This is a genomic window from Proteiniphilum sp. (assembly GCF_040307845.1).
Lineage (GTDB): Bacteria > Bacteroidota > Bacteroidia > Bacteroidales > Dysgonomonadaceae > Proteiniphilum.
Window position 1 is genome coordinate 98,930 of record NZ_JAWRIS010000004.1, and the last position, 23,945, is coordinate 122,874.

Annotated in this window: 20 protein-coding genes and 2 pseudogenes; 11 read left to right on the top strand and 11 right to left on the bottom strand. The window is 45.1% G+C overall.

All coding sequences use genetic code 11. From position 1 onward, the window contains the following. Positions 1 to 55 precede the first annotated feature (55 nt). The 9 genes and pseudogenes from aroA (at position 56) to ABV001_RS00700 (ending at position 7,549) form a co-directional block, all read left to right on the top strand. The gene (gene aroA, locus ABV001_RS00665) at positions 56 to 1,285 is read left to right on the top strand and encodes a 3-phosphoshikimate 1-carboxyvinyltransferase (RefSeq protein ID WP_352421023.1); all 1,230 of its coding nucleotides are present in this window, start codon (positions 56 to 58) and stop codon (positions 1,283 to 1,285) included. Positions 1,286 to 1,290: 5 nt separating this feature from the next. Then, entirely contained in the window at positions 1,291 to 1,725 is a 435-nt protein-coding gene (locus tag ABV001_RS00670; protein ID WP_352421024.1) for a phospholipase, read from the top strand. 13 nt (positions 1,726 to 1,738) lie between these two features. Then, positions 1,739 to 2,560, top strand: a complete 822-nt coding sequence (locus ABV001_RS00675) for a metal ABC transporter permease (protein ID WP_323425387.1) — start codon at positions 1,739 to 1,741, stop codon at positions 2,558 to 2,560. A 58-nt stretch (positions 2,561 to 2,618) separates the two neighbouring features. Next, positions 2,619 to 2,798: pseudogene (locus tag ABV001_RS17265) on the top strand (ATP-binding protein); the annotation flags it as partial. Between the two features lie 231 nt (positions 2,799 to 3,029). Continuing rightward, complete coding sequence (locus ABV001_RS00680) at positions 3,030 to 5,129, top strand: tetratricopeptide repeat protein (RefSeq protein ID WP_352421025.1); 2,100 nt, start codon at positions 3,030 to 3,032, stop codon at positions 5,127 to 5,129. Then, a complete protein-coding gene (locus tag ABV001_RS00685; protein WP_352421026.1) occupies positions 5,126 to 5,707 on the top strand; it encodes a non-canonical purine NTP diphosphatase in 582 nt (193 codons plus the stop codon). The genes ABV001_RS00680 and ABV001_RS00685 overlap by 4 nt, the downstream gene beginning before the upstream one ends. Positions 5,708 to 5,746: 39 nt before the next feature. Continuing rightward, a complete protein-coding gene (locus ABV001_RS00690; protein ID WP_352421027.1) occupies positions 5,747 to 6,808 on the top strand; it encodes an oxidoreductase in 1,062 nt (353 codons plus the stop codon). A 318-nt stretch (positions 6,809 to 7,126) separates the two neighbouring features. Then, positions 7,127 to 7,339: pseudogene (gene vap15 / locus ABV001_RS00695) on the top strand (type II toxin-antitoxin system VapB15 family antitoxin); the annotation flags it as partial. A 39-nt stretch (positions 7,340 to 7,378) separates the two neighbouring features. Beyond that, positions 7,379 to 7,549 carry a putative toxin-antitoxin system toxin component, PIN family gene (locus ABV001_RS00700; RefSeq protein WP_352421065.1) on the top strand — a complete coding sequence of 57 codons (171 nt, stop codon included), beginning with the start codon at positions 7,379 to 7,381 and terminating at the stop codon, positions 7,547 to 7,549. A 54-nt stretch (positions 7,550 to 7,603) separates the two neighbouring features. Here the strand turns inward: ABV001_RS00700 and ABV001_RS00705 are convergent, their stop codons facing one another. The 10 genes from ABV001_RS00705 to ABV001_RS00750 all read right to left on the bottom strand — a co-directional run bounded on the left by ABV001_RS00705 (position 7,604) and on the right by ABV001_RS00750 (position 21,243). Next, positions 7,604 to 8,488 (bottom strand): DMT family transporter, encoded by an 885-nt coding sequence (locus ABV001_RS00705; protein ID WP_352421029.1) that lies wholly within the window; start codon positions 8,486 to 8,488, stop codon positions 7,604 to 7,606. Between the two features lie 77 nt (positions 8,489 to 8,565). Next, positions 8,566 to 9,336, bottom strand: coding sequence for a tryptophan synthase subunit alpha (trpA, locus tag ABV001_RS00710; RefSeq protein ID WP_352421030.1), 771 nt, complete (start codon positions 9,334 to 9,336; stop codon positions 8,566 to 8,568). A gap of 62 nt (positions 9,337 to 9,398) precedes the next feature. Beyond that, positions 9,399 to 10,010 (bottom strand): phosphoribosylanthranilate isomerase, encoded by a 612-nt coding sequence (locus ABV001_RS00715; protein ID WP_352421031.1) that lies wholly within the window; start codon positions 10,008 to 10,010, stop codon positions 9,399 to 9,401. 239 nt (positions 10,011 to 10,249) lie between these two features. Then, positions 10,250 to 11,068, bottom strand: coding sequence for an indole-3-glycerol phosphate synthase TrpC (gene trpC / locus ABV001_RS00720; protein ID WP_352421032.1), 819 nt, complete (start codon positions 11,066 to 11,068; stop codon positions 10,250 to 10,252). A gap of 96 nt (positions 11,069 to 11,164) precedes the next feature. Continuing rightward, on the bottom strand, positions 11,165 to 12,160 hold the full coding sequence (gene trpD / locus ABV001_RS00725; protein ID WP_352421033.1) for an anthranilate phosphoribosyltransferase: 996 nt from the start codon (positions 12,158 to 12,160) through the stop codon (positions 11,165 to 11,167). 333 nt (positions 12,161 to 12,493) lie between these two features. After that, complete coding sequence (locus ABV001_RS00730) at positions 12,494 to 13,063, bottom strand: anthranilate synthase component II (protein ID WP_352421034.1); 570 nt, start codon at positions 13,061 to 13,063, stop codon at positions 12,494 to 12,496. A gap of 10 nt (positions 13,064 to 13,073) precedes the next feature. Continuing rightward, a complete protein-coding gene (locus tag ABV001_RS00735; RefSeq protein ID WP_352421035.1) occupies positions 13,074 to 14,480 on the bottom strand; it encodes an anthranilate synthase component I family protein in 1,407 nt (468 codons plus the stop codon). Between the two features lie 171 nt (positions 14,481 to 14,651). Continuing rightward, complete coding sequence (gene trpB, locus ABV001_RS00740; protein ID WP_352421036.1) at positions 14,652 to 15,848, bottom strand: tryptophan synthase subunit beta; 1,197 nt, start codon at positions 15,846 to 15,848, stop codon at positions 14,652 to 14,654. 426 nt (positions 15,849 to 16,274) lie between these two features. After that, a complete protein-coding gene (locus ABV001_RS00745; RefSeq protein WP_352421037.1) occupies positions 16,275 to 18,143 on the bottom strand; it encodes a RagB/SusD family nutrient uptake outer membrane protein in 1,869 nt (622 codons plus the stop codon). Between the two features lie 28 nt (positions 18,144 to 18,171). After that, positions 18,172 to 21,243 (bottom strand): SusC/RagA family TonB-linked outer membrane protein, encoded by a 3,072-nt coding sequence (locus ABV001_RS00750; RefSeq protein ID WP_352421038.1) that lies wholly within the window; start codon positions 21,241 to 21,243, stop codon positions 18,172 to 18,174. 410 nt (positions 21,244 to 21,653) lie between these two features. Here ABV001_RS00750 and ABV001_RS00755 point away from each other — a divergent pair, with 410 nt between their 5' ends. Both ABV001_RS00755 and ABV001_RS00760 read left to right on the top strand, forming a co-directional pair. After that, positions 21,654 to 21,875, top strand: coding sequence for a helix-turn-helix domain-containing protein (locus tag ABV001_RS00755; RefSeq protein WP_352421039.1), 222 nt, complete (start codon positions 21,654 to 21,656; stop codon positions 21,873 to 21,875). A gap of 612 nt (positions 21,876 to 22,487) precedes the next feature. Continuing rightward, positions 22,488 to 22,832 carry a type II toxin-antitoxin system HicB family antitoxin gene (locus ABV001_RS00760; protein ID WP_352421040.1) on the top strand — a complete coding sequence of 115 codons (345 nt, stop codon included), beginning with the start codon at positions 22,488 to 22,490 and terminating at the stop codon, positions 22,830 to 22,832. A 22-nt stretch (positions 22,833 to 22,854) separates the two neighbouring features. Here ABV001_RS00760 and ABV001_RS00765 read toward each other — a convergent pair whose 3' ends face one another. After that, on the bottom strand, positions 22,855 to 23,931 hold the full coding sequence (locus tag ABV001_RS00765; protein ID WP_352421041.1) for a metallophosphoesterase: 1,077 nt from the start codon (positions 23,929 to 23,931) through the stop codon (positions 22,855 to 22,857). Positions 23,932 to 23,945: the final 14 nt, after the last annotated feature.

Below are 23,945 nucleotides of genomic sequence, written 5' to 3' on the forward strand. Positions count from 1 at the left end.
AATGATGGCCGTTTGATTTTGTCCGAGGCGCATCTCTTAAAAATATAGCATTGAAATGCCGTTACAATATATAATAACTCCTCCCGGTACGCTTCGTACTACGATTCAGCTTCCTGCATCCAAAAGCATGAGTAACAGGGCGCTTATCCTGAATGCCCTGAGTATGAGTCCTCATCCTATCAGGAATTTATCCGACTGTGAGGATACCCAGGTACTCATAGACGTCTTTAACTCCCAATCCAACCAGTTCGATATAAAGGCTGCCGGTACCGCCATGCGTTTCCTCACTGCTTTCTTAGCCGGAATGGAGGGAGAATGGATTATCAAGGGATCGAAGCGGATGCATGAAAGACCCATCTATCCATTGGTGGAGACTCTGGAGGCTGTGGGAGCAGAGATCAATTATCTGGAAAAAGAGGGATATCCCCCCCTGCAGATAAAGGGCAAAAGGCTGAAAGGGGGTGAAGTATACCTCTCCGGAAGTATCAGCTCCCAGTTTATCTCTGCCCTGCTGATGATAGCCCCCATAATGGAAAACGGCCTGGTGATGCATATCGAAAATGAAATTGTATCCAAACCCTATATCCACCTCACGCTTAGCATGATGGAAAAATGTGGCGTACAGGCCAAGTGGGATGGCAACGATATCACCGTAAAACCACAGGCTTACAATGCCGTGGAGTTCGTGGTGGAACCGGATTGGACAGCCGCCTCTTACTGGTATGAGATGGTATCCCTTATTCCCGGAGCGGAAGTAACCCTAAAAGGGTTGGGAAAAAACAGCCTTCAAGGTGATTCCAATGTTACCAACCTGTTCGGCGATTTGGGCGTTACAACAGAATTCGTTCCGGAGGGTATTATCATCCGGAACACAAAAAAGAGAACCAAGAAATTTTTTCACGATTTTGTAAACGAACCCGATCTGGCCCAAACTTTTGCCGCCACTTGTTGTTTTATGGGTAAGCCGTTTCTTTTCTCGGGGATTCAAAGCCTGAAGATAAAAGAAACTGACCGGGTAGCCGCACTGATCAATGAATTGAAAAAGTTAGGCTATCTGCTGAATGAAACTGAGATCGGGATGCTCGAATGGGATGGAGAAAGGTGTTTGCCGGAAAAAGAACCGGGCCTCGACACTTACGACGATCACCGGATGGCCATGTCGTTGGCGCCGGGTGCCATTGTAACCGGATCACTCATCATCAATAATCCGGAAGTAGTATCCAAATCATACCCTGATTTCTGGGACGACCTGAAACAGGCAGGATTTTCAATTGAGGAAAGGTAATTATTATGCAAAGCTTACTTCTTTTTATAGGTATTATACTCTTTTTCGTAGTAGCCCTTACCGTTTCCAACTACCTGCAACGCAGGAAAGGCAACGACAAAGAGCGGGAAGCAACTCCCCCTTCCATAAATCTGGGAGACAGCGGTTGTTGCGGTGCACATGAAATATGTGAACGGGACAGCCTGATCGCTGCTTTTGTGGAAAAACCGGAATATTTCGATGATGAGGAACTCGACCGGTATGCCCAGCGCAATTCTGACGGCTATGCGGCCAATGAGATCGATGAGTTCCGGGAAGTCTTCTACTCCGTACTCGATGAAGAAAAACCACGCTGGGTCAGGAGCCTCCAGATGAGGGATATCTCCCTTCCCGATCAGTTGAAAGACGAAGTACTGTTGTTCGTCAATGAGTTAAGAGCGCAAAAAATGCACGCCTGCTGAACGGATGAATATCATCGAACTCCTGGATTATGCTTTTTTTCGCAATGCGCTGTTGGGTAGCCTCTTCGCGAGCATCGCTTGTGGCATCATCGGCACCTACGTCGTCACTAAAAGATTGGTATTCATTAGTGGCGGCATCACCCATGCCTCGTTAGGAGGTCTCGGGATCGGGTTTTACTTCAGCCTCTCTCCCATTTTGTCGGCAATGGTGTTCTCCATATTCTCGGCATTCGGCATCCAATGGTTATCACAAAAACAGGGTGTCCGCGAAGACTCGGCCATCGCCGTCTTCTGGTCCCTGGGGATGGCCATCGGCATAGTGCTCACCTTCCTTACACCCGGCTATGCACCCAACTTGTCGGAATATCTCTTCGGGAACATCCTCACCATCACCCGCGGCGATATTATCGCCCTGCTGGTTTTATCGTTGATCCTGCTATTTTTCTTTATCCTGTTCTACCACGCCATTGTTTCCGTATCGTTTGATGCCGAATTTGCACGGACACGCCGTCTACCCACACAGTTCATCGAGTATGCCATGATGCTTTTCATTGCGGTCACCATCGTATTAAGTATCCGGTTAGTGGGAATCGTATTACTGATGTCCCTGATCACAGTGCCACAAATGACAGCCAACCTCTTCACAGTAAACTACTCGAAGATCATCTTCCTCTCGGTAGTACTGAGTTTTGCAGGTTGTGTAACAGGATTGTTACTCTCCTATTATTTGAATGTTCCGTCCGGCGCATTCATCATCTTCGTGCTGATCATTATGTTCTTTATCGCGAGAGGGATTAAAGCGGTGAGCAGAAACCACCCAATTACCGTAAAATAATATGTGAAATATTCGGCTATCGACGAAAAAACACTATATTTGTGGAAATTATTCGGCTATGGACGAAAAAATATCTTTACTAAAAGAATACAATTTATGGGGTTCTGGTAATCTCGACCGGGGTTATCAAAGGAGCGAATATACTGATAAGATAACCAGTTATATTGGTAACCGACTGGTAAAGGTGCTTGTTGGTCAGAGGCGTTCTGGCAAAAGCTACATATTAAGGCAGGTTGTCTCTTGAATCTATTAATGACAGTTTTGAGAAGGTTATTGTTTCTCTTGATGAAATCAAGAGGCCTCTAAGAAATGGGATACAACATATTCAGGCATGGAATCTTGATGATCTATTTTAAATCCGACGAACCTAATTTTTAACCGGAAGGGTCACAGAAGCACAATAAAGACAATAAAAACCCTTTTTAGGCGTTAACAGATAGGAAAAATTATCCGGAAAAGGAGTGCATCGGTGTTGCTGAAAGAAAAAACAGGAAGAAAAACAGGGTATATACTTTGGGTATTGTGCTGTATTACTCTTTTTACAGGCTGTTCCGCCAAAAGAAATACCGGCGGCACACGCGCTTACCATGAACTCACCACTCGTTACAATATCTATTTCAATGCCGAAGAGGCTTACAATGAGATCCTGAAAGACAGGTCGGACGATATGCACACGGATTATGCCGAACTTCTGCCTTTCTACCCTGCTCTTTCCGAAACGGAAAAATTAACACCCGGCGGTCCTTTCGATCCGGTAATCGAAAAAACCGAAAAAGCCATCCGGGAACACTCCATCACGGCAAAACCCCGGAGGGATCCTTCCAAAGCCCAATCACAGGAATACCGCCAATGGCTCCGGCAGGAGGAATTCAACCCGTTCCTGAAAAATGTATGGTTGTTACGGGGAAAAGCTTTTTTGCAAAATGGCGATTATAACGAAGCACTCTCCGTATTCTCCGGGATGTTACGCCTCTTCAGTCATGACGATTATCTGGTCGACGAAACCGAGATATGGATGCTGCGCACATACACCGAGATGGGAAGAATGTTCGAAGCGGAGAAAACAATCTATGCGCTGAAGAACAAGAATCTATCCCCGGATCTACAGAAACTTTACGCCGACCATTACACCTATTACCTGATCCGGAAAAGAGATTACAGGGAAGCAATCCCCCATTTGCGTAAAACCATCACTACAGAAACCGACCATCCCCGGAAACAAAAACTACAATTCCTTCTCGGACAACTCTACGCCACCACAGGGGAAAAACAAATGGCTTACCGGGCATTTGAGGAAGTGAAAGGACTACGCACACCTTTCCAACTTACATTGAACGCCACTCTCTGGCAATCGGCCCTCACATCGGGAGAACAACAACGCAAAATCATGCAGCGGTTACACAAAATGGAGCAAAAAGTGAATGATGCTGACTCAGCCACACTCCTCAACCGCCGTTACCGGATCTACCTGAAAGCAGGGAACGACTCGCTGGCACTGGCCTTCAAGCCTTCTATGCCTTCTATGCCTTCGTCGGCGGATACAGGCAGGCAGGCAGGGTCGGCTGTCATGACAGCCGCCACCGACTCCGCCGACAGCCTCTCCACAATTCCGCAAGGTACCCCGCAACGGTTGTCGGAGGGAAGAACCCTGGCAGAGAATGCAGCCTTACACAGGCAGTGGCGAACCCGAAACGGACTATGGCAACCAGAATCGGCCTCTACTGTAATCCCGTTCAGTACCGACAAAAACGGCTCACATTCCCTTTTGCTTACCTTTCATGCAGGTTCAGCCGCTAAAAACCAACTTATCTTTACTACAGCCGACTTCAATTTTTCCCATTTCAAGCTACGCAGGTTCAACGTCTCCCCTATCTCCCTCCCGGGATCGGAAGCCATTCAAATCGAACCATTCCATTCCTTCGAAGAGGCAGGCAGGTATACGGAAATCATGTATGCCGACTCCCTTTTCCTTGCCACCGTTCCCGAAGGAATCACACCCGTCATCATCTCCGAGGAGAACCTGCAATTGATCCGCACAGGGAGAGGATTGGATGAATACAATATCTTTTATGCAGAGAATATAGGATCTCCACAGATCCGGGTCCGGACAGGGAAAAGAGATCGGTTGATGGCAGAATTTGAAGAAAAAAACAAGCAGGAACAAGAAAAGATTGTATCTTTGGAAACGCCATCGGTAATTATGACGGAACCGGTCCAGCAAACGGAAAAGGAAATCCAACCCATACCGGAACCAGTGTTACAGGCCGAGAGGGCAACCCCGGCCGCACCTGCAGCAACTATAGCACCTGCGCAACGCCAAAAGTCAGAACGGGAAACACCCGAAGCACTGAAACGGAGGCTTGAGGAGAATGCCGCCAAAGCGTTACAGCAACAACCGGAAAGGGTATCTCCAAAAGAGAGAAAACAGTTGGCGAAAGAACGGGAACGGGAGCGTAAAGAAAGAATCCGGCAAAGGGAAAAGGAAATAAAGAAGAGGCAACGCCAACGTGAAAGGGAATTAAAACAACGCGAAAAGGAAAGGGCGCATACAATAAAAGGAAAAAAATGAAAGAAATGGTTTTTGCCACTAACAACCCACATAAGCTTGACGAAATCCGGAAAATTGGTGAAGGGCGGCTACGTATCCTCAGTCTTGCCGACATCGACTGCCGCGAAGAGATCGAAGAAACAGGCAACACACTGGAGGAGAATGCGCTCATCAAGGCAAGATTTATCAAGGAGAAATATGGGTATGACTGCTTTGCAGACGATACCGGCCTGGAAGTAGACGCATTGAAAGGTGCGCCCGGCGTCTATTCGGCACGGTATGCGGGGGAAGGTTGCAGCTTTACAGACAATATGGATAAATTACTCGCTGCATTACAGGGAATAGAAAACCGTACAGCTCAATTCCGGACTGTAATCGCACTGGTTCTTAACGGTAAAGAATACCTTTTCGACGGCGTGATCAAAGGAAAGATCATCGAAGAAAAGCGGGGCAGCACCGGTTTCGGATACGATCCCATTTTCATGCCCGATGGATATGACAAGACCTTCGCCGAACTGGGCAATGAAGTAAAAAACAGTATCAGCCACCGCGCGCTGGCGATGGAAAAACTCGTCAATTTTTTAGTTTTTCACTCTTAGTTTTTAGTTCTTAGTTTTTCACTTTTAATTTAATCATCTATGTCAACCAACATTCGCACAGGCATTATCGGTTACGGACTTTCCGGCCGGGTATTTCATGCTCCTTTTATCGATGTAGTGGAAGGATTCGAACTTACGAAAATCAGCACCTCCGATCCTGAGAAAAAAGCGCTTATTGAGGAACGGTATCCGATTACCGCAATCGTTCCGGACAGCAAAGGAATTATCGATGACCCCGAGATCGACCTCGTCATTGTCACCTCGGGCAATACCGACCATTTCCGTTCGGCACGGGAAGCGTTACTGGCAGGCAAACACGTGGTAGTGGAAAAGCCGTTCACGGTAACTGCGGAGGAAGCCGCCGAGCTGATCGAGATATCCAGGCGGCAGCAAAAAATCCTCACCGTCTATCACAACCGCCGTTTCACAAGCGATACGAGAACAGTGAAAAAACTGCTTGAGAGCGGACTCCTTGGTGAGATCGTGGATTATGAAACCCACTTCGACCGTTATCGCACCGATCCCCGACCCAACGGAGCATGGCGGGAACAACCCCTGCCGGGGTCAGGTATTTTCTACGACCTGGGGTCCCACCTGATCGACCAGGCACTCTGGTTCTTCGGTATGCCTCAAGCGGTCACGGCCGAAATCAATCATCAACGCCCCTGGGCAAAAGCCGACGACCATTTCGACGTGCGCCTCCACTATCCCACCTTCACCGCAACCTTGAAATCAGGAATGATCTGCCGCATTCCGGGAGCCACCTACATGCTCCACGGCACCAATGGCTCTTTTGTGAAATATGGCCTCGACGTGCAGGAAGCCACACTCGATGGCGGTGCCAAACCCGAAGGAAAAGATTGGGGACGCGAACCCGAATCCATATGGGGCACTATCAATGCCGAATACAAGGGAGTGAAGATACAGGGAAAAGTGGAAAGCGAACAGGGTGATTACCGCGACTATTTCATCAACCTGCGTGATGCCATCAACGGCAAAGCAGCCATTGCCGTCAAGCCGGAAGAAGCCCTTAACGTAATGCGCATCATTGAACTGGCGTTCCGGAGCAGTAATGAAAAGAGAACAATCACCATTGAATAACTGCTGAAATTATTTTCGAAGAAAGCGATATTGATTACTTTCAAGATGGAGAAAAAATATATCCAGCCTAAAAGAATTACTATAGCTTTGGAAATTTTTATTCCGTTTCTTTTTCTGATTGTTTACAACCTCCCGGTCAGATTTACTTTAAGGGTATCAAAGTCGATCAGTCTCGAGCGCGGTACGGTAAGCCTGAAAAAGTACAAGTGGCCTTGATTTTTATTTTCACGCGCTTGGAAATGCACTAATTTTCATGTACTTTTGAAATAGAAAATAAATAAATTAATCATATGAAAACGGCAATAATTAGAAGTAACTTTTGACCAAGTTCTATCTTTGGTAAGACGCTTGCCGAAAAAAGATAAAATAAGACTAACAAAAGAGTTAGAAAAAGATGTTGTAAATACAAAACTGACGAAACTCCTTAAAACATTCAATGCGAATGATTTGGAATTAAGCGATATGGATAGTGAAGTCGAAGACGTTAGACAAGAAATTTATGAAGAACAAACCGATCAAAGTGATTTTTGATACCAATGTTTGGATTAGTTTTTTGAACCCACTCATTTTATCAATCGAGACCCGAAAGATAATTTTCTATTGGATTTGATTGATTACTCGAAAGCGGATTATTTGGTAACAGGAGATAATGACTTATTGGAACACAATCCTTTTAAAACGGCAAAAATCTTAAATCCAAGCGAGTTCGAGGACGAAATTGAAAAATTGACGAACGCCTGACAGACAGCTTCCAAGAAGTTAGTAACTTATTTGAAGTGAGGCGGGTTACTCTTCTTATAAAAAGAAAATGCTTGCTCCCGCGATACTGATCACCGCACCGATTACCTGCCGGGCAGTGACCTTCTCTTTAAACATCAAGGCGGTGGGAATGATGATGAAGATAGGCACCAATGCCATCAAAGTGGAAGCGATCCCGGTTTCGGTATGTTGCACGGCATAGAGTGAAAGAGCCACACCGATAAAAGGGCCGAAGACAGTACCCACGGTAATGGCTTTTAGGGATGTCCCATCCTGTACTGCCCGGAAAACCCGGCGCCAGCGGTTCAGGAAAGTGACCAGAAGAACAAAAGAGAAAAATCCGAAGATAGCACGTATCTGGGTAGCAGCCACGGCATCATAGTCTCCCATCCCCTTTTTACTGAGGATCAATCCCAGAGCCTGTCCGGCTGCTCCTCCCAGAGCATAGAGGACCCCACGCAACGGCACATTCAGCTTCAATCCCTTTCCCGCCACGGCAATCATGATCCCCGACACGCTCACCACGATACCCAGAATACTTTTTGGCGCAAGGATCTCATCCAGGAAAAACCACCCAATCGTTGCCGTAATCATAGGGGCAAGGCTCATCACAAGCTGGGAAGTACGGGAGCCGATGATGGTATAGGATTTAAAGAGAAAGAGGTCGCCCAGAAAAAAACCGATGATCCCCGAAATACCGAGCCATACCCAGTTGTAAAGAGTGGCATCCATCGGGAAAAACATGCCGCGGGTGAATAGAGTGGTAGTTCCCAGAAAGAGTATCCCCAGGAAAAGACGAAGAATATTCACCGACAATGAGCCTACACGACGGCCGGCTTTCTCGAAAAAGATGGCGCTCAACGTCCAGCAGACGGCAGTCAGCAATGAAGCCAGTTCGCCAATATGCGATTGGAAAAGCATAGAGAAATAGGCCGGTTCCCCTTATTGGGACAAACAGCCTACAAAAGTAAATCAAACGGATATAATTGCAAAATTTCTTAACGGATCGCTTCTACTAATTTTTCCACTGCTTTGTCGATGGACCCTTCACTACCGAGCAGCGAAATGAATTTACTTCCGATAATGGCTCCCGACGCTTCCCTGCAGGCAGCATCAAACGTCTCTTTATTGGAGATCCCAAAGCCGATAAGGCGGGGATTTTTCAGGTGCATCGCGTTCACCCGGCGGAAATAGGCCAGGCTCTCGTCGTCGAAACTATTTCTGGCACCCGTCACCGAGGCAGTCGACACCATATAGATAAAACCCGAAGTATGTTCATCGATCAGCCTGATCCGCTCTTCCGATGTCTCGGGAGTGATCAGCATGATGATATGCAAACCATGCTTTTCGGCAATAGGTTTAAAAGCATCCATATATTCGGTAAACGGCAGGTCGGGAATGATCAGCCCGTCGATGCCGCACTTCGCCGCTTCCGCACAATAGTTTTCGAATCCGAACTGCATGATCGGGTTGAGGTAACCCATCAGCACAAGCGGGATGGAGACCTCTTCACGAATGCCGTCCAGTTGCCCGAAAAGGTGTCTCACGCTCATGCCGTTATGCAGCGCCCGGGTACCGGATGCCTGGATCACCGGCCCGTCAGCCATCGGGTCGCTGAACGGCACACCAATCTCTATCAGACTTACACCCCTGTTCTCAAGCGACTTGATTACCTTTACGGTATCATCAAGCCGGGGATATCCGGCCGTAAAATATACCGACAGGATGCCGTCTTTTTTTTCCTCAAACAATCGATCTATTCTGTTCATTATCTATCTGATTTTTTCTTTTATTTATCTCTTTTATTTATACTTCTCCGGAATGCAAAATACTAACGGAATGCGCCGATAAATGTTTGTAATAATTGTACGTCCTTCACGGCAGGAGAGATCTCAAAACCACTGTTTAAGTCGATCCCAATACATTTCGGATGTGAAAACCCTTTTACGGCCTCCATATCTTTTGGCGAAATGCCGCCACTTAAAAGAAAGGGAGTTTCTCCCCGATAATTCGAAAGAATCCCCCACCCAAATTTTTCACCCGAGCCTCCATAGAGATCTGTCCGTGTATCAAAAAGGAAATAATCACAACAGTCTTCATACTGTTCTACCAGTTCAACCGGGAATGGTTTATCGGTGGCAATCCCGAATGCCTTGATAACAAATAAACCTTTTTCTTGTAACCTCTTGCAATCGTCGGGGGATTCATCGCCGTGCAATTGAAGGATATCCAGCCTATTTTTTTCGGCCAGTGCAAGCAACCGGCCGGTATCTTCATTGACAAACACCCCTACCCTCTTCACGTTTTCGGGGATATAAGGCAACATTTCCCCCACATAACGCGGCGACTTGGGATAGAAGATAAATCCCATCCAATCCGTCCCTGACTGCTCCACCTCGCGTACGTTCGTTTCCTCACGCATGCCGCATACTTTGATAATCATACTCCATTCACTTCGTGTTATTCGGCTTCGCCGATTCTATTGTTATCCGGTTTCACCGATTCTATTGTTATTCGGCTTCGCCGTTATTCGCTTCGCTGTTATTTCCCGCTTTACGGGATAACTCAATTGCAATCGAATACCTACCAAACTACCACTGAACCACCACTGAATAACTATTGAATAACTATTGAATAACAACTGAATTACAACCGAATTACAACTGAATTACAACCGAATAACTATTGAATAACAATTGAATCAATAAATACCTTCAGACTTTGTCCGGGATGGGTACTTTTCATAAAATGTTCCCCGATCAGGAATCCCCGGTAGCCGGCTTGCCGCAGTTCTTTTACGATTCCGGGATCTGATATGCCGCTCTCCGAAATCCATACCGCCTCTTTGGGCAAAAGTCCGGCCATCCGGAACGACTTTTGCAGGTCGGTCACAAAACTACCCAAATTGCGGTTGTTGATTCCGACAAGCTTATTGCGCGGACCAATATAGTCGACTTCACGCTCATCATGCAGTTCCAAAAGCACTTCCAGTCCCAGTTGGTTCGCCTGTTCCGTAAACCGTTTACATTCCTCCGGAGTAATAGCCGCGGCAATCAGTAGCACCGCGCTCGCTCCGGCGAGTTTGGCTTCGAACAACTGGTATTCATCCACGATAAACTCTTTCCGCATCACCGGTATCTGTACTCCGGAGGTCGCCTGCCGCAAGTCGGCCATGGTGCCTCCAAAATATTCCTCATCGGTCAATACCGACAATACCGAAGCTCCTGCCGACGCATATGCTGTGGTTACTTCGCGCACATCTTGTCCCGGTTTCCCGGGATCAGCAGGGTGGGACAACCACCCTTTACTCGGCGAACGCCGTTTGAATTCGGCTATAATACCCGACTGTGAACTTTCCAAAGCCGCTTTCATCGAGTAAAAGGGAACTGTTTCCATTACCGTCGCCAAACGCTTTTCCAACTCAGATAAAGATAACCGCCCTTTCTGTGTTGCAACCTCTTTTCTTTTGTGAGCAATAATCTCGCTTAATATATCTATCATTTCTTTAGAACCAAGATTTTTAGAACCAAGAGCCAAGACCTGAAATCTAATTCCATCGGTAATTAGTAATTAGTAATCGATAATTAGTAATTCAGATCAACTATTAATTTCCACAAACTTCTCCAGCGCCCTTAACGCCTTTTTCCCATACAATGAGCCTTTAGCCATCTCAAGGCATTCCCCGATCGGTTTATCCTGCTCAATCGTCTGGATACCGAAGGCAGCGTTGACCAGCACCGCATTCATCTGCGCCTCGGTTGCACGGACATGCAGCACATTCCTAAAAATATCCGAAGCTTCTTCCAATGTATTACCGCCATAGAGTTCCTCCTGTGCAACCCGCTGATAACCGAGTTCTTCAGGGATATAAAGCTGTTCACCATTGTTGGTCACTACCTTGAATTGACTGGTTAGCGAAATCTCGTCATAACCATCCATACTGTGTACGATACAGAATTTTTTCTTCTCCTCCTGATAGATGTAACCATATAACCTCGACATAGCGAGGTTATAGACCCCCAACATCTGGAATTCCGGCTGTACGGGGTTGACCAACGGTCCCAATACATTGAAGAAAGTACGCACCCCCAGGCTCTTACGCACCGGGGCGACCGCTTTCAGCGCCGGACTGAACAGCGGGGCATGCAGGTAAGCAATTCCACTGTGGTCAAGGCTTTTCCGTAGCTTGTCACTATCTGTGGAGAATTGAACTCCCTGTTGTTCTATCACATTACTGGCTCCACTGATAGCGGTCGCACCATAATTACCATGCTTCACTACATTGTAACCCGCGCCGGCGACCACAAAACAAGCCGCGGTAGAGATATTGAATGTATTCTTACCATCCCCGCCGGTACCGACGATATCAAGCGCATCATAATCAGATAGATCTACGCCCACCCGCATATCGAGCAGCGCATCACGGAACCCCAGAATTTCATCCACCGAGATATTCCGCATCAGGAAAGAAGTGATCAGCGCCGCGATTTGCGTGTCAGGCACATCCCCTTTCACAATAGAGAACAACACCTCCTTAGCCTCATTGCGGGAGAGGTACTGGTAATCGAACAATTTATACAGTATTTCTTTCATATCTATAGAGTAAAGAGCAAAGAGTAAAGAATAAAGATTTTAGAACCAAGACTGATTGTTATCCGGCTTCGCCAATTCTGTAGTTATTCGGCTTCGCCGTTATTCGCTTCGCTGTTATTTCCCGCTTTACGGGATAACTCAATTGCAATCGAATACCTACCAAACTATAACTGAACTACAACTGAACTACAACTGAACTACTACTGAATAACAATCGAATAACTACTGAATAACCACTGAATAACAATTGAATAACAATCGAATAACCACTGAATAACAACCGAATAACTACCGAATAACCACCGAATAACCACCGAACTACATTACAACTTCTCAACCTTTAACAAAATTCCTGACTATCCCTATCCCTTCCGGGGTGAGTATTGATTCGGGATGGAATTGCACGCCATGAAGGTCAAACCTTTTATGCTTCATCGCCATGATACTGCCAACCTCGTCCAATGCGGTAATCTCCAATTCCGAAGGAAAATTCTCTCCTGACACAATCCAGGAATGATATCGTCCCACCAGGATTTCTTTTGGCAACCCGTTAAAGAGGTAATCGCTCCCTGTAATCTTTGCTATTGTCTGCACACCATGAAAGACAAACGGGATATTTTCGAGCGTAGCACCAAAAACCACTCCGAGGGCCTGATGTCCGAGGCATACACCCAGAATGCTCTTCGTAGCGGCATATTGTTCGATCAAAGGCAGCATCAGGCCTGCCTCTTCGGGAATACCGGGACCGGGCGAGAGGATGATCTTATCATACTCTGCTACTGATGCGAGATCTATTTTATCATTGCGGATCACATCCACTTCGTCACAACCCAACGATTTTACAGCATGAAGCAGGTTGTAGGTGAACGAATCGTAATTATCGAGAATAAGTATCTTACTCATTGCAAAAAATTTAGGCGTTATATAATGTAACGGCCATATCGATGGCTTTCTTGAGCGCTCCCAGTTTACTGTTCACTTCGCGTAACTCATACTCATCACTGCTCTGAGAAACGACTCCCGCACCGGCCTGATACCACAGCTCGTTATTTCTGCTGACAAAAGTACGGATGGTGATGGCCTGGTTCAAATCACCGTTCAACCCAACAAAACCGATACATCCGCCGTATGCGCCACGGTTATGCGACTCAATTTCGGAGATGAGTTGCATGGCCCGTACTTTAGGTGCTCCAGACAATGTGCCGGCAGGGAAAGTATCAAAAAAAGCCTTGATGGGGTTGGCATCCTCACTCAGTTGGCCGCTCACCCGGGATACCAAATGAATCACATGTGAATAAAATTGTGGTTCCTTGTAGAAATCAACCTTTACATCTCGGGCATTCCTGCTCAGATCATTACGGGCCAGATCGACCAGCATCACATGTTCGGCATTCTCTTTCGGGTCGTTCAACAGGAAATCCACCGATTTCATATCCTCCTGATAATTGCCGGTTCTTTTTGTAGTTCCCGCAATCGGGTCGATACTGATATGCGGGCCCTTGATCTTGCAGTGGGTCTCGGGTGATGATCCGAAAATACGAAATCCCCCGAAATCGAAGTAGAAAAGATAAGGAGAAGGATTGATGGAACGGAGCGCCCGATAGACTTTGAAATCGTCGCCAGAAAAAGGCTGTATAAATCTCCTCGACAGCACGATCTGGAAGATATCGCCCCGTAGGCAATGTTCCACCCCACTACGTACATACTGCTTGTATTCCTCATCGGTGATGGTGCTCCGCTCCGCTCCTTCAGTGAAGAAGTTGTAAGTTGCGAAGTTCCGTTGATTGATCAGCGACTCCACCTTGAAGAGGTTGCTGATCTCACCTTCTTCCAGTAACTCTATCAGGGTGATCTCGTCGGTAAAATGGTTGAACACCAACAAATATTTGTAGAGAATATACAGCATATCGGGTGCATCATTCCTGACCTCTTTACTTTCACGGATAGGGATATTCTCGGTATACTTCACACAGTTGAACGTGGTATAACCGAACAGTCCGCATTGTTCCTTATCTTCCCCTGTCACTTCAAACCGGTCAATAAAGCTACCCAGTGCGTCAGAGATAGTAAAATCATCCGACAATGATTTTTGTTCTTCTTTATCACCCGGTAAAAGGAATGTACATATCCCCCTGTTCACCTCCACCCTTGCGATAGGTTTCAGCGCGATATAAGAGACACTGTTCTCGTTGGCATGAAAATCGGAACTCTCCAAAAGCGCCGATTGAGGATAGGCATCCCTTACTTTCAGATAAATACTGACCGGCGTATGCAGGTCGCCCATTATCTTTTTACTATTTGTTTCGAATTGTAGTTTCATAATTTTATAGACACAAGAGCCAAGAATCAAGATACAAGGCCTTTGAAAGTGAAGATTGTAGAGTGAAAAACTCAACCATCTATCCATTGATCCATTGGCAATTAATAATTGGTAATTAATAATTAATAATTAGTAATTGGTAATTGGTAATTGGTAATTGGTAATTAGTAATTAATAATCAGTAATTGGTAATTGATATGCAAAGTACGTTTCCAGATCCTTATCACCTCTTCCTGAAAGCGTCAATACCACAATATCATTCGGAGAGAATGTAACTTTATCAAGTGCCGCCAAAGCGTGGGCAGACTCCAGGGCGGGAATGATTCCTTCATTCCGGGTAAGTTCGAAAGCAGCCTTGAGGGCCTCATCATCATTGACGGCCAATACCTGCGCGCGTCCGGCCGATGCCAGATAGGCGTGGATCGGCCCAATCCCGGGATAATCCAATCCGGCCGAGATGGAATAAGGTTCGGTGATCTGCCCGTCTTCGGTCTGCATCAGGAGGGTACGGCATCCATGGATGATACCCGCACTACCCAAATGGATGGTAGCAGCCGATTCGCCACTATCGATTCCTTTTCCGCCTGCTTCCGCCAATACGATACGTACCCGCTCATCATTCAGATAATGATAGATCGTCCCTGCCGCGTTGCTTCCTCCACCTACACAAGCAAAGAGATAATCGGGATAGTCGCGCCCTTCTTCCCGGAGGAGTTGTTCCTTTATCTCACGGCTGATGACGGACTGCAGCCGTGCCACCATATCGGGATAAGGATCCGGGCCTATCGTGGAACCGATGATGTAATGGGTATCGCCCGGGTGTGTGCACCAGTCACGTATCGCCTCATTGGTAGCATCTTTGAGTGTCATATTACCAGACGTGACCGGCACGACCGTCGCTCCCAGCATCTCCATCTTTTTCACATTCACCTCTTGCCGCTCCACATCGGTCTTTCCCATATAGACGGTACAAGGCATCTGCATCAGTGCACAAACCGTAGCAGTGGCCACGCCATGCTGGCCGGCACCCGTCTCGGCTATGATACGCGTTTTACCCATTTCGCGGGCGATCAATATCTGCCCTACGGTGTTATTGATCTTATGCGCACCGGTATGGTTCAAGTCTTCCCGCTTCAGGTATATCTTGCAACCATAACGCTCGGAAAGCTGTTTCGAATGGTATAGTGGTGAAGGACGTCCCACATAATCGCGAAGCAATTTCTCAAAATCCTGCTGAAACCGGTCACTTTCCATGATGCGGAGGTATGTCTCTTTCAAATCAGTCACGCATTTATGCAGGATCTCGGGAATATAAGCTCCGCCGAATTCACCGTAATACCCTCTCTCGTCTATTGCATATTTTTGCATATTTCCAGTTGTTTAATTATTCTCCAATTAATGTCCGGCTCTACTTTCTTCGTTACTCAATACAACCCTTATCGACCGGCCTATTACGAAAAGAGCCTGTCGCAGGATTGCGACAGGCTCTTTATATTTCTGATTTCACTATAAACGCATGATGCTCTTCCTTACGACTTTTTGAGTTGTAAGAAGCGCCACCAATATCCGTTTAAAAGTAAATTGTTCATTTTCCCTTAATTTTGTTTGCAAAGAAAAGTGTTTTATGAATATAATGCAACTATTTCTTCGATTTTAACATTACACATATAAAGCTACTACCAAAGAACACAGATTTTCACCGCAAACTTATTCAGGTTTGATTATCACGATTTTATTATCTATTATGACTGCAATCTCACCATTTGTTTGCTTTTTGAATTTAATCAACTTCCATTAATATCCCTCATTTTGTGCTTCCTCTATCGATGGTTTGGGCGACAACCGGTCGATATGTTGCTGGGGGATTGGGCGCAGCTTATGGTACTCTTTTATATTAGCAGCCGCATCGGGATTGAATTGCTTGACACGATCAACCAATGTTTCTGTACGTACCAGATCTTCCCATCGGTTCATTTCCCCGAACATTTCACGGCACCGCTCATCCAGCATGAAATTCACAAAATTGGCACTTATGTCATCGGCGGTGACCAGCATCGCTTCCTCTGTGGAATTATACAGTCCAGACTCATTTCCACCTTCCACTGTGATCCATTGCCCCGGTTTGACCTCCCCCGATTTATAAGCGGCACGCCTGCGGACGGCATTGATATATTCTGCGGCAATCTCCGTATTACCCATTCTACCTGCCGCTTCCGCAGCAATCAGATATGTCTCTGCCAACCGCATACGGATAAAATTACGCGAACCCTGTTCATAGTTCATATCGGGACGTTCCGGATCGATCCACTTAAGAAGGCACGGGAAGAAATGGTTGGTATTGTTATCTACCGGAATCAATGTATACCGGCTTCTGGCAATATCCAACTGCATCTGCCTGTCTTTAGCCACATCAATTACTTTATTTGTATAATCTTTAGCACCGTAGTCCTTTGGGATAAAGTAAGCAGCAGTATCTCCGAGAGCAAACTTTTTCTTTCCTACCAGTTCGATCGGCGGTGCATACAAAAGATCACTTGTTGTTCTCCCCTCCTCGTCTACATAGTAATATTTATCGTTCCATACCGGGATAGATGACTCCCGGTTCGCCCAGAATACCCATTTGAACATCTTATATATACGTGAATCGTTCAGATGGTCGAATAACTGTGTTTGGAAATAAGGCGTCGGACGAACCCGTTTCCAGGCACGTCCTTGCAGCAAGTCGCGCTGCAATCCGGGAAGATTTTCGTAAGTGGGAACCCAGTAAAGGTGCATTCTGTTTCCGTCACCGTTAAACAATACGTCCTGGGTAAATTCAATACCAAAGATTGTCTCACGAGAGTTTTTTTGCAATTGCATATCAAAAGTAGACTCATAATCTTCTTCCAGGGAGAATTTTCCTGATTCAATCACCGCCTTTGCGTACATCAGGGCGTTTTGTATATCGGTTGTCTGTTGTCCACGCTGATCTTTCACTGCACTTCCTCTTGTGAGATAGGCTTTTGCCATAAGATGCCCGGCAGCCCACTTTGTAGCCCTACCCCGCTGGCTCTGTTGAGAAATATCCGGAAGCGCATCGTAAGCAAACACCAGGTCAGCCAGGATCGCTTCATAGATACCAGCTACGGGGACTCTTTGAAAATCTGTAACAATTTCGGATACATTGCCTTCCATAATGAGTGGAATCGGCCCAAAATGCTGCACAAGATCAAAGTAGAAGTAAGCGCGCATAAACCTCAATTCTCCTTCCCGCTCTCTTTTTTCCTCTTCAGTCATATCTTGGACCTTGGGAAGATACATGAGCGCCGTATTGATACGGTTTATCCCTTTGTAATTGTTCTCCCAGAATTCATACAAAAGGCTTTCCCCGGAGTTCATCTGCACACTGTATTTATTGAACGCGTCCTTTTTTCCTCCGTCCGCACCTTCCCATACATAATCGACGCCATACTCCGTCAGGCAATAATAACGCTCACCCCCCACATACCAGCGCATGGTTGTATATGCCCCATTCACCGCACTTTCTATTCCTGTTTTTGTTTCAAAAAAATCGTAGGATACTCCACTGATCACCTTCTCTTCAAGGAAAGAGTCGCAGGAAATTACAACTGTAAAAGTGAGTATAAACAGGAAATGGTTTATACTATATTTTTTATTCTTCATATTCGTATTCTTTTAAAGTATGACATAATTAGAAACTAAGATTTAATCCTACAAGATAAGTCCTCGGAACAGGTTCGTTGTACCCCCTGTTATCTGTATCGTTCCCTAATTCAGGATCAATGCCGGGGAAATTCGTAAAGACATGAAGATTCTGTACCGTACCGTATATCCTGAGATTACTTATACCCAACCTCTTTGTCACTGAAGCAGGCACCGTGTATCCTAAAGTAGCCTGTCCTATACGCAGATAAGAAGACTTACTATAGTAGAGTGACCAGATATAGTTTGGATTTTCAAAGTCACTGTTTGGCCGGGGTGCTTCGTTGCTTTTATTACTGATGGGATTTCCGTTCTCGTCTTCACCGATAATCCGCCAGTAATTGACCTTCGCGCCGTTATACCTTCCGTTAAAACTCCAGTTCCTGTCGAAGGCGCGCATTTGTCCGAATGCTCCATTCAGGAAAAAATTGAAATCGACATTTTTGAAATTGAAATAATTGCTCATGCTAAGGGTAAACTTAGGCTCTACCTGCCCAAGAATGAACCGGTCTTCGGAAGTTATATTGTAATCATTGTTACGGTCTACCACTTTAATGTCGCCCGGTTTGAATGCACCACCCCATTTTTCCAGTTCCGCCTGGTCTTCGAGTTGCCATATTCCATCCGCCTTGTAATCATAGAAAACCCTTATCGGTTTACCAATGAACCATTTGTTACCTACGTCATCCACTTTTCCGTTGTACAATTCACTGATCTCCTCTTTATTCGTCGCGAATATAATATCGGTGTTCCACTTGAAGTCCTTCCGATCCACATTGATGGTATTGAGTGTGATTTCCAATCCCCTATTTTTGATCTTTCCGATATTCGACACCACATTAGGAAATCCGGAAACAATAGGTAACTGCCGCTCCATCAACAGGTCTTTCGTCTCTTGAATATAAACATCGATCACCCCACTGATCCGTCCGTCAAAGAATCCGAAATCGATACCCAGATTCCATTGCCCTGTTTTTTCCCAGCTAAGATAAGGATTCGGCATTTCTTTCTGATAAAAGGAAAGGACTCCCTGGGAGCCATACATATATCGTCCATACTCAAGGCTACCCTGCGTCTTATAGGGATCAATAGCCGTATTTCCGGTCACTCCATAGCCGAGCCTTAGTTTCAGATTGCTCAGCACTTCCGCTTCTTTCAGGAAAGATTCCTCATTGATACGCCATGCCAATGCTACCGAGGGAAACAGTACCCATTTATGGTCGGGAGCTAATCTGGAAGATCCGTCGTAACGGGCAGACATTGTCAAAAGATATTTATCTTTATAATTATAATTGATACGTCCCATAAAAGAAGCCAGGCGCCAGCGGATATAATTACTCCCGACAGACTCTATGTCCTGGGCGGAACCCACATTGTACCAGAGTTGGTTTTCATAAGGTAACTCCCTCACCTTTATCTCATTTGTCTCCTGAGTTTCCTCCTGTATGGACTGGAGAAAAGTGAGGCCGATATGATTGTCGGGATTAAGTTGTTTATTATAAAACAGCAGGTTTTCCCATGTGTACATACGCCGGGTATCGGTTCTGTTTATTGCCCTTGCCGGACTCCCCGAACGGTCTGAACTGAGTGCTCCATAAAATTCATTGTCGTAATAGGGTCCTGTATCCAGACCGACATTCGACCGGAAAGTGATATCCAACGGCAATTTTGCTTCCAGATAATAACTCCCTACAAAGCGGTCTTTCTTCTGCTCTCTTTTCCTGTGATCGAGATTCAGGAACTGGTTCCATAACTGGGGGTCGTTACCCGGGCGCTCTGTGATGTAATTTCCGTTTTCGTCGTAAATATCGGCAAGAGGATAAATACCCCTCACATCATGGTACAGGTTATTGCCTGCATTCCTGTCGAAATGGGAAAATTGGGTATTTCCACCGATCGTTACACGGTCATTTAATACCCAGTCAAAATTCACCCTGATGGAATAGCGTGAATAATCCTGCCCTTTCACCACACCGTCCTGATTAAAATAAGTCGCTGACGCAAGCATTTTAATATTGTCCGAACCTCCACGCACACTTATTTCATGATTCTGGATAGGAGCCAGTCGGAGTGCCTCATCCATCCAGTCCGTATAGGGGACTCTCTCGGGATGCCAGTTCCCATTTTCATCGTAACCCATTTCTATCTTACCGATCACATTCGGATCAGCGGTAAAGTATCCGATCCTCCTATCCCACTCCAATGTCGGGACCAGCGGATAAGGGGTTGTCCTGGTGGTTGCGCGATTGGCTTCGCGTACCAGCTCAACCCATTCCGCGCCGTTCATCATGTCAATCGTACGGGTAGCTTGTTGTATCCCATAATACCCGTTGTAATCGATCTGGGTTTTGCTCGATCTGCCTTTTTTGGTGGTGATAAGGATAACCCCGTTTGCACCGCGGGAACCGTAGATGGCAGTGGCCGAAGCATCCTTAAGTATCTCAATAGATTCGATATCCGACGCACTCATCTCATTCAATCCCACCACAATGGGAATGCCGTCCACCACATACAACGGTTCATTTGTCGCTTTGAGGGATCGATTCCCCCTGATCCGTACCGAACTGCTTCCTCCCGGTGTGGCGTTGGTCCGCATAACATTCACACCTGCTGCCCGCCCTTGTAATGCTTCTGTCGTACTGAAAGAGGCTGTCTCCTTTAATTTATCCCCTTTCACGGACGCCACGGCTCCTGTAAGATCACGTTTCCTTACTGTTCCATAACCCACTACGACCACTTCATCTAAACTCTGCAAGTCTTCTCTCAACTCGATGGTTATTTTGGTCTGCCCGTTCAAAGGATAGATAAGACTCTGGTAACCGATAAAAGAAATATGAAGAGAAACATACGAATCGGAAACTGTAAAAGAGAAGTGTCCATCCACATCACTTACAGTCCCGGTATTGGTTCCTTCTTCTACAATATTAGCTCCGATAATGAGCTCTCCTGCAATGTCTTTCACAATACCCGAAACTGTATGTTGCGAATATGCACTGGTTGCTATTGAAGCATGCATCACAATGCTCAATAACAACAAATAGAAGTACTTTCCTTTTTGCATAATAAATGATTTTAGTTTATTAACAAGCCATTAATTCTCTGGTAAAAGAGTCGGTATTATCTTAAATCCGATTCCACTTAATCTAAATTAGAAAGATGTTTCTCTTCATTTGTTATTTATAGTTATACATTAAGTCATTTGAAACCCGGTATTTTTTTGTGTTCGTGCACAATTAAATATTCATATTTTTCATACTTCGCCCTATATACTGTATTTATTGATCATAACAGTTCAACGAGCGGATGAATGTGAAATCATATAAATCTCAGCCGATGAGTTTATTCTCCACTCAAGAGTATTTGGATATCTCTTAGTTATTACAAAGATATAAAGATTATTCCAAAATGACAAATATGTCATTGATTTTATTCCCCAATTACCCGAATTTTGTTTGTTGAAAATAGAATAAAGTGGGCACGCAAAGGAAAGATGACATATTATTAGCAGAAGTTGCAGGACGTATAAAACAACTCAGAGAAAAGAAAGGTATTTCTCAAGAAGTATTTTATATTGATACGGATATCCATATTGGCCGAATTGAATCCGGAAAATCTAATATAACTTTAAGTACATTGTCAGCTATATGCCAATACTTTGATACGACATTATCTGACTTTTTTGAAGGAATGTAATTTCTTCAATCCAGTTCAAAAAATAAATTCATCGTGGGGTTCGGTTTCTCCAGGCTTATTTTTTGGTGGCTGGAAAAAATTACGATACGCCCGGCAAGAACCATTTGGATGTTCTCCGAGGACTGTACCAACTTCTACCAAATGGCTAAGTGATAGTAATAAACAATGGGCGACCTAAACGCCTATACTGATAAAAATATTTATAAGTAAGAGTCAAGACCAAATGTGAATAGAACAACATCTCAATTATTATCAAATCAAATACTATCTCATAGAAACATACACAACAATTAAGTCATTTCAATATTTATTTCTCTCTATTATAGGATTTTACAATAAGATTCCTCTTGAAAAATAAAGAAATATAACTTTTTAAGTCAATTAATATTTGCAACTAAATATTCTTTTTTTAGTTGCAATTAAAATATTTTATATCTTTGCATCATGGGGAGAAAAGAGAAACTTTTGAAACATTTTTTATCTTCACCTAAAGATTTTTCTTTTGATGAAGCGGTCGCCTTCGCACAAACCTCATCCCGATAAGATTCTAAAACAATATCAATTGAATGATATAAAGACTTTACTTCAAGACTGCAACTTAATTGATTAAAAATGAAAACAATAAATATTGATACATTAGAATATAAAGGATACACCGGCACGGTAGAGTTTAGTGTTCCAGATAAATGTTTTCACGGACGTGTATTGGGTATAACCCACTTGTTTACGTATGAAGGCAACACATTTGATGAGCTGGAAGAAGACTTCAAGGGATGTATAGATGATTATCTGTCCGATTGCGAACAAGAGGAAGTAAAACCACAGAAACCGTTCAGCGGCACACTGAATATTCGTATAGGATCAGAATTACACAAAAACATTGCCCTTGAAGCAAGAAAAGAAGGAGAAACCCTGAATAGTTTTATAAAAAAAGCCTTACAAAAAGTGATGTTGTGATTATTATTCAAAAAACTCCTATTCAATCCAATTCAAAAGTGAATTCATCATAGGGTTCGGTTCTCCATGCGTATTTTTGGGTGGTTGGCGAGATGGCAAACAGGGGTGAGAAAGTTTTCACCTTCACCGTTTTTCCATCGGGCAGGAATTCGAGGATACGCAGCCAGCCGTCGCCACCGTTACCATGCCAGCCGCCACCGAGCGCCTGCGCATTGAACACCATCTGGCTCACTTTCTTTCCTGCGGCATTCTCATCCACCCTGAAAGCGATATGGCCTTGCGGGTTGTCCGGTATCGCGATATGGCCGGCAAGCACCATCTGTATGTTCTTCGACGGTTGTACCAGTTTCTGCCAGATGGCTTCTCCATAATTCGGATTAGATAGCTTGTACCCCTCCTTCACGATATGGTTGTTATTGCTATCCATATAGGAATGGGTAAGCAGGATCACAGTATGGTCATTATACTGTTCTTTTTCAATCACACTCTTCGCCCATTCCAGGGTCTCATCACGTGGGGCGAACTCCAACACGAGCACCAGGAATTTTCTTCCATGAGGGCTTACAAACTCATAAGTTGCATTGGCGAGTGTAGGCCTCCCTTCCACATTCAGTCCTACTTCCCGAAGCATCCTCTGGGTCAACCGGTTTTTATTAGACGGAAAATACTCGTCGAAATGGGTGAAGCGATTTTCCGCACTCAGAATGCCATAATCATGGTTGCCGGTAGTCAGGATATAAGGCAGTATCCCGTCCAAACGCCCGAAAGCAGCGGACACGGCTTCCCACTGGGAGACACTTGTCTGATTAGCCCTCTTTCCATCGGGATTGAAGAGATCGTTCTGTTCCACCAGGTCACCGGTACACATCACCATCTTCGTATTCAATATTTCCGCATTATTCGATACCCAGGACAGCATCAGATCCAGGATCGGCTGGTTGTAATCGAACTTCATATAGGTCTGTACATCGGGAAAAAGAACGAGGCTCCACGAATTTTCATCGCTCAGCGATGGTTTCACGTAATCGCTCTGCTGTGCCGGTAGCGTGTAGCATAAGATGAAAGCGATCAGAAGGAGTAACAATGATTTTCTACGCATAATTATTCAGTTTT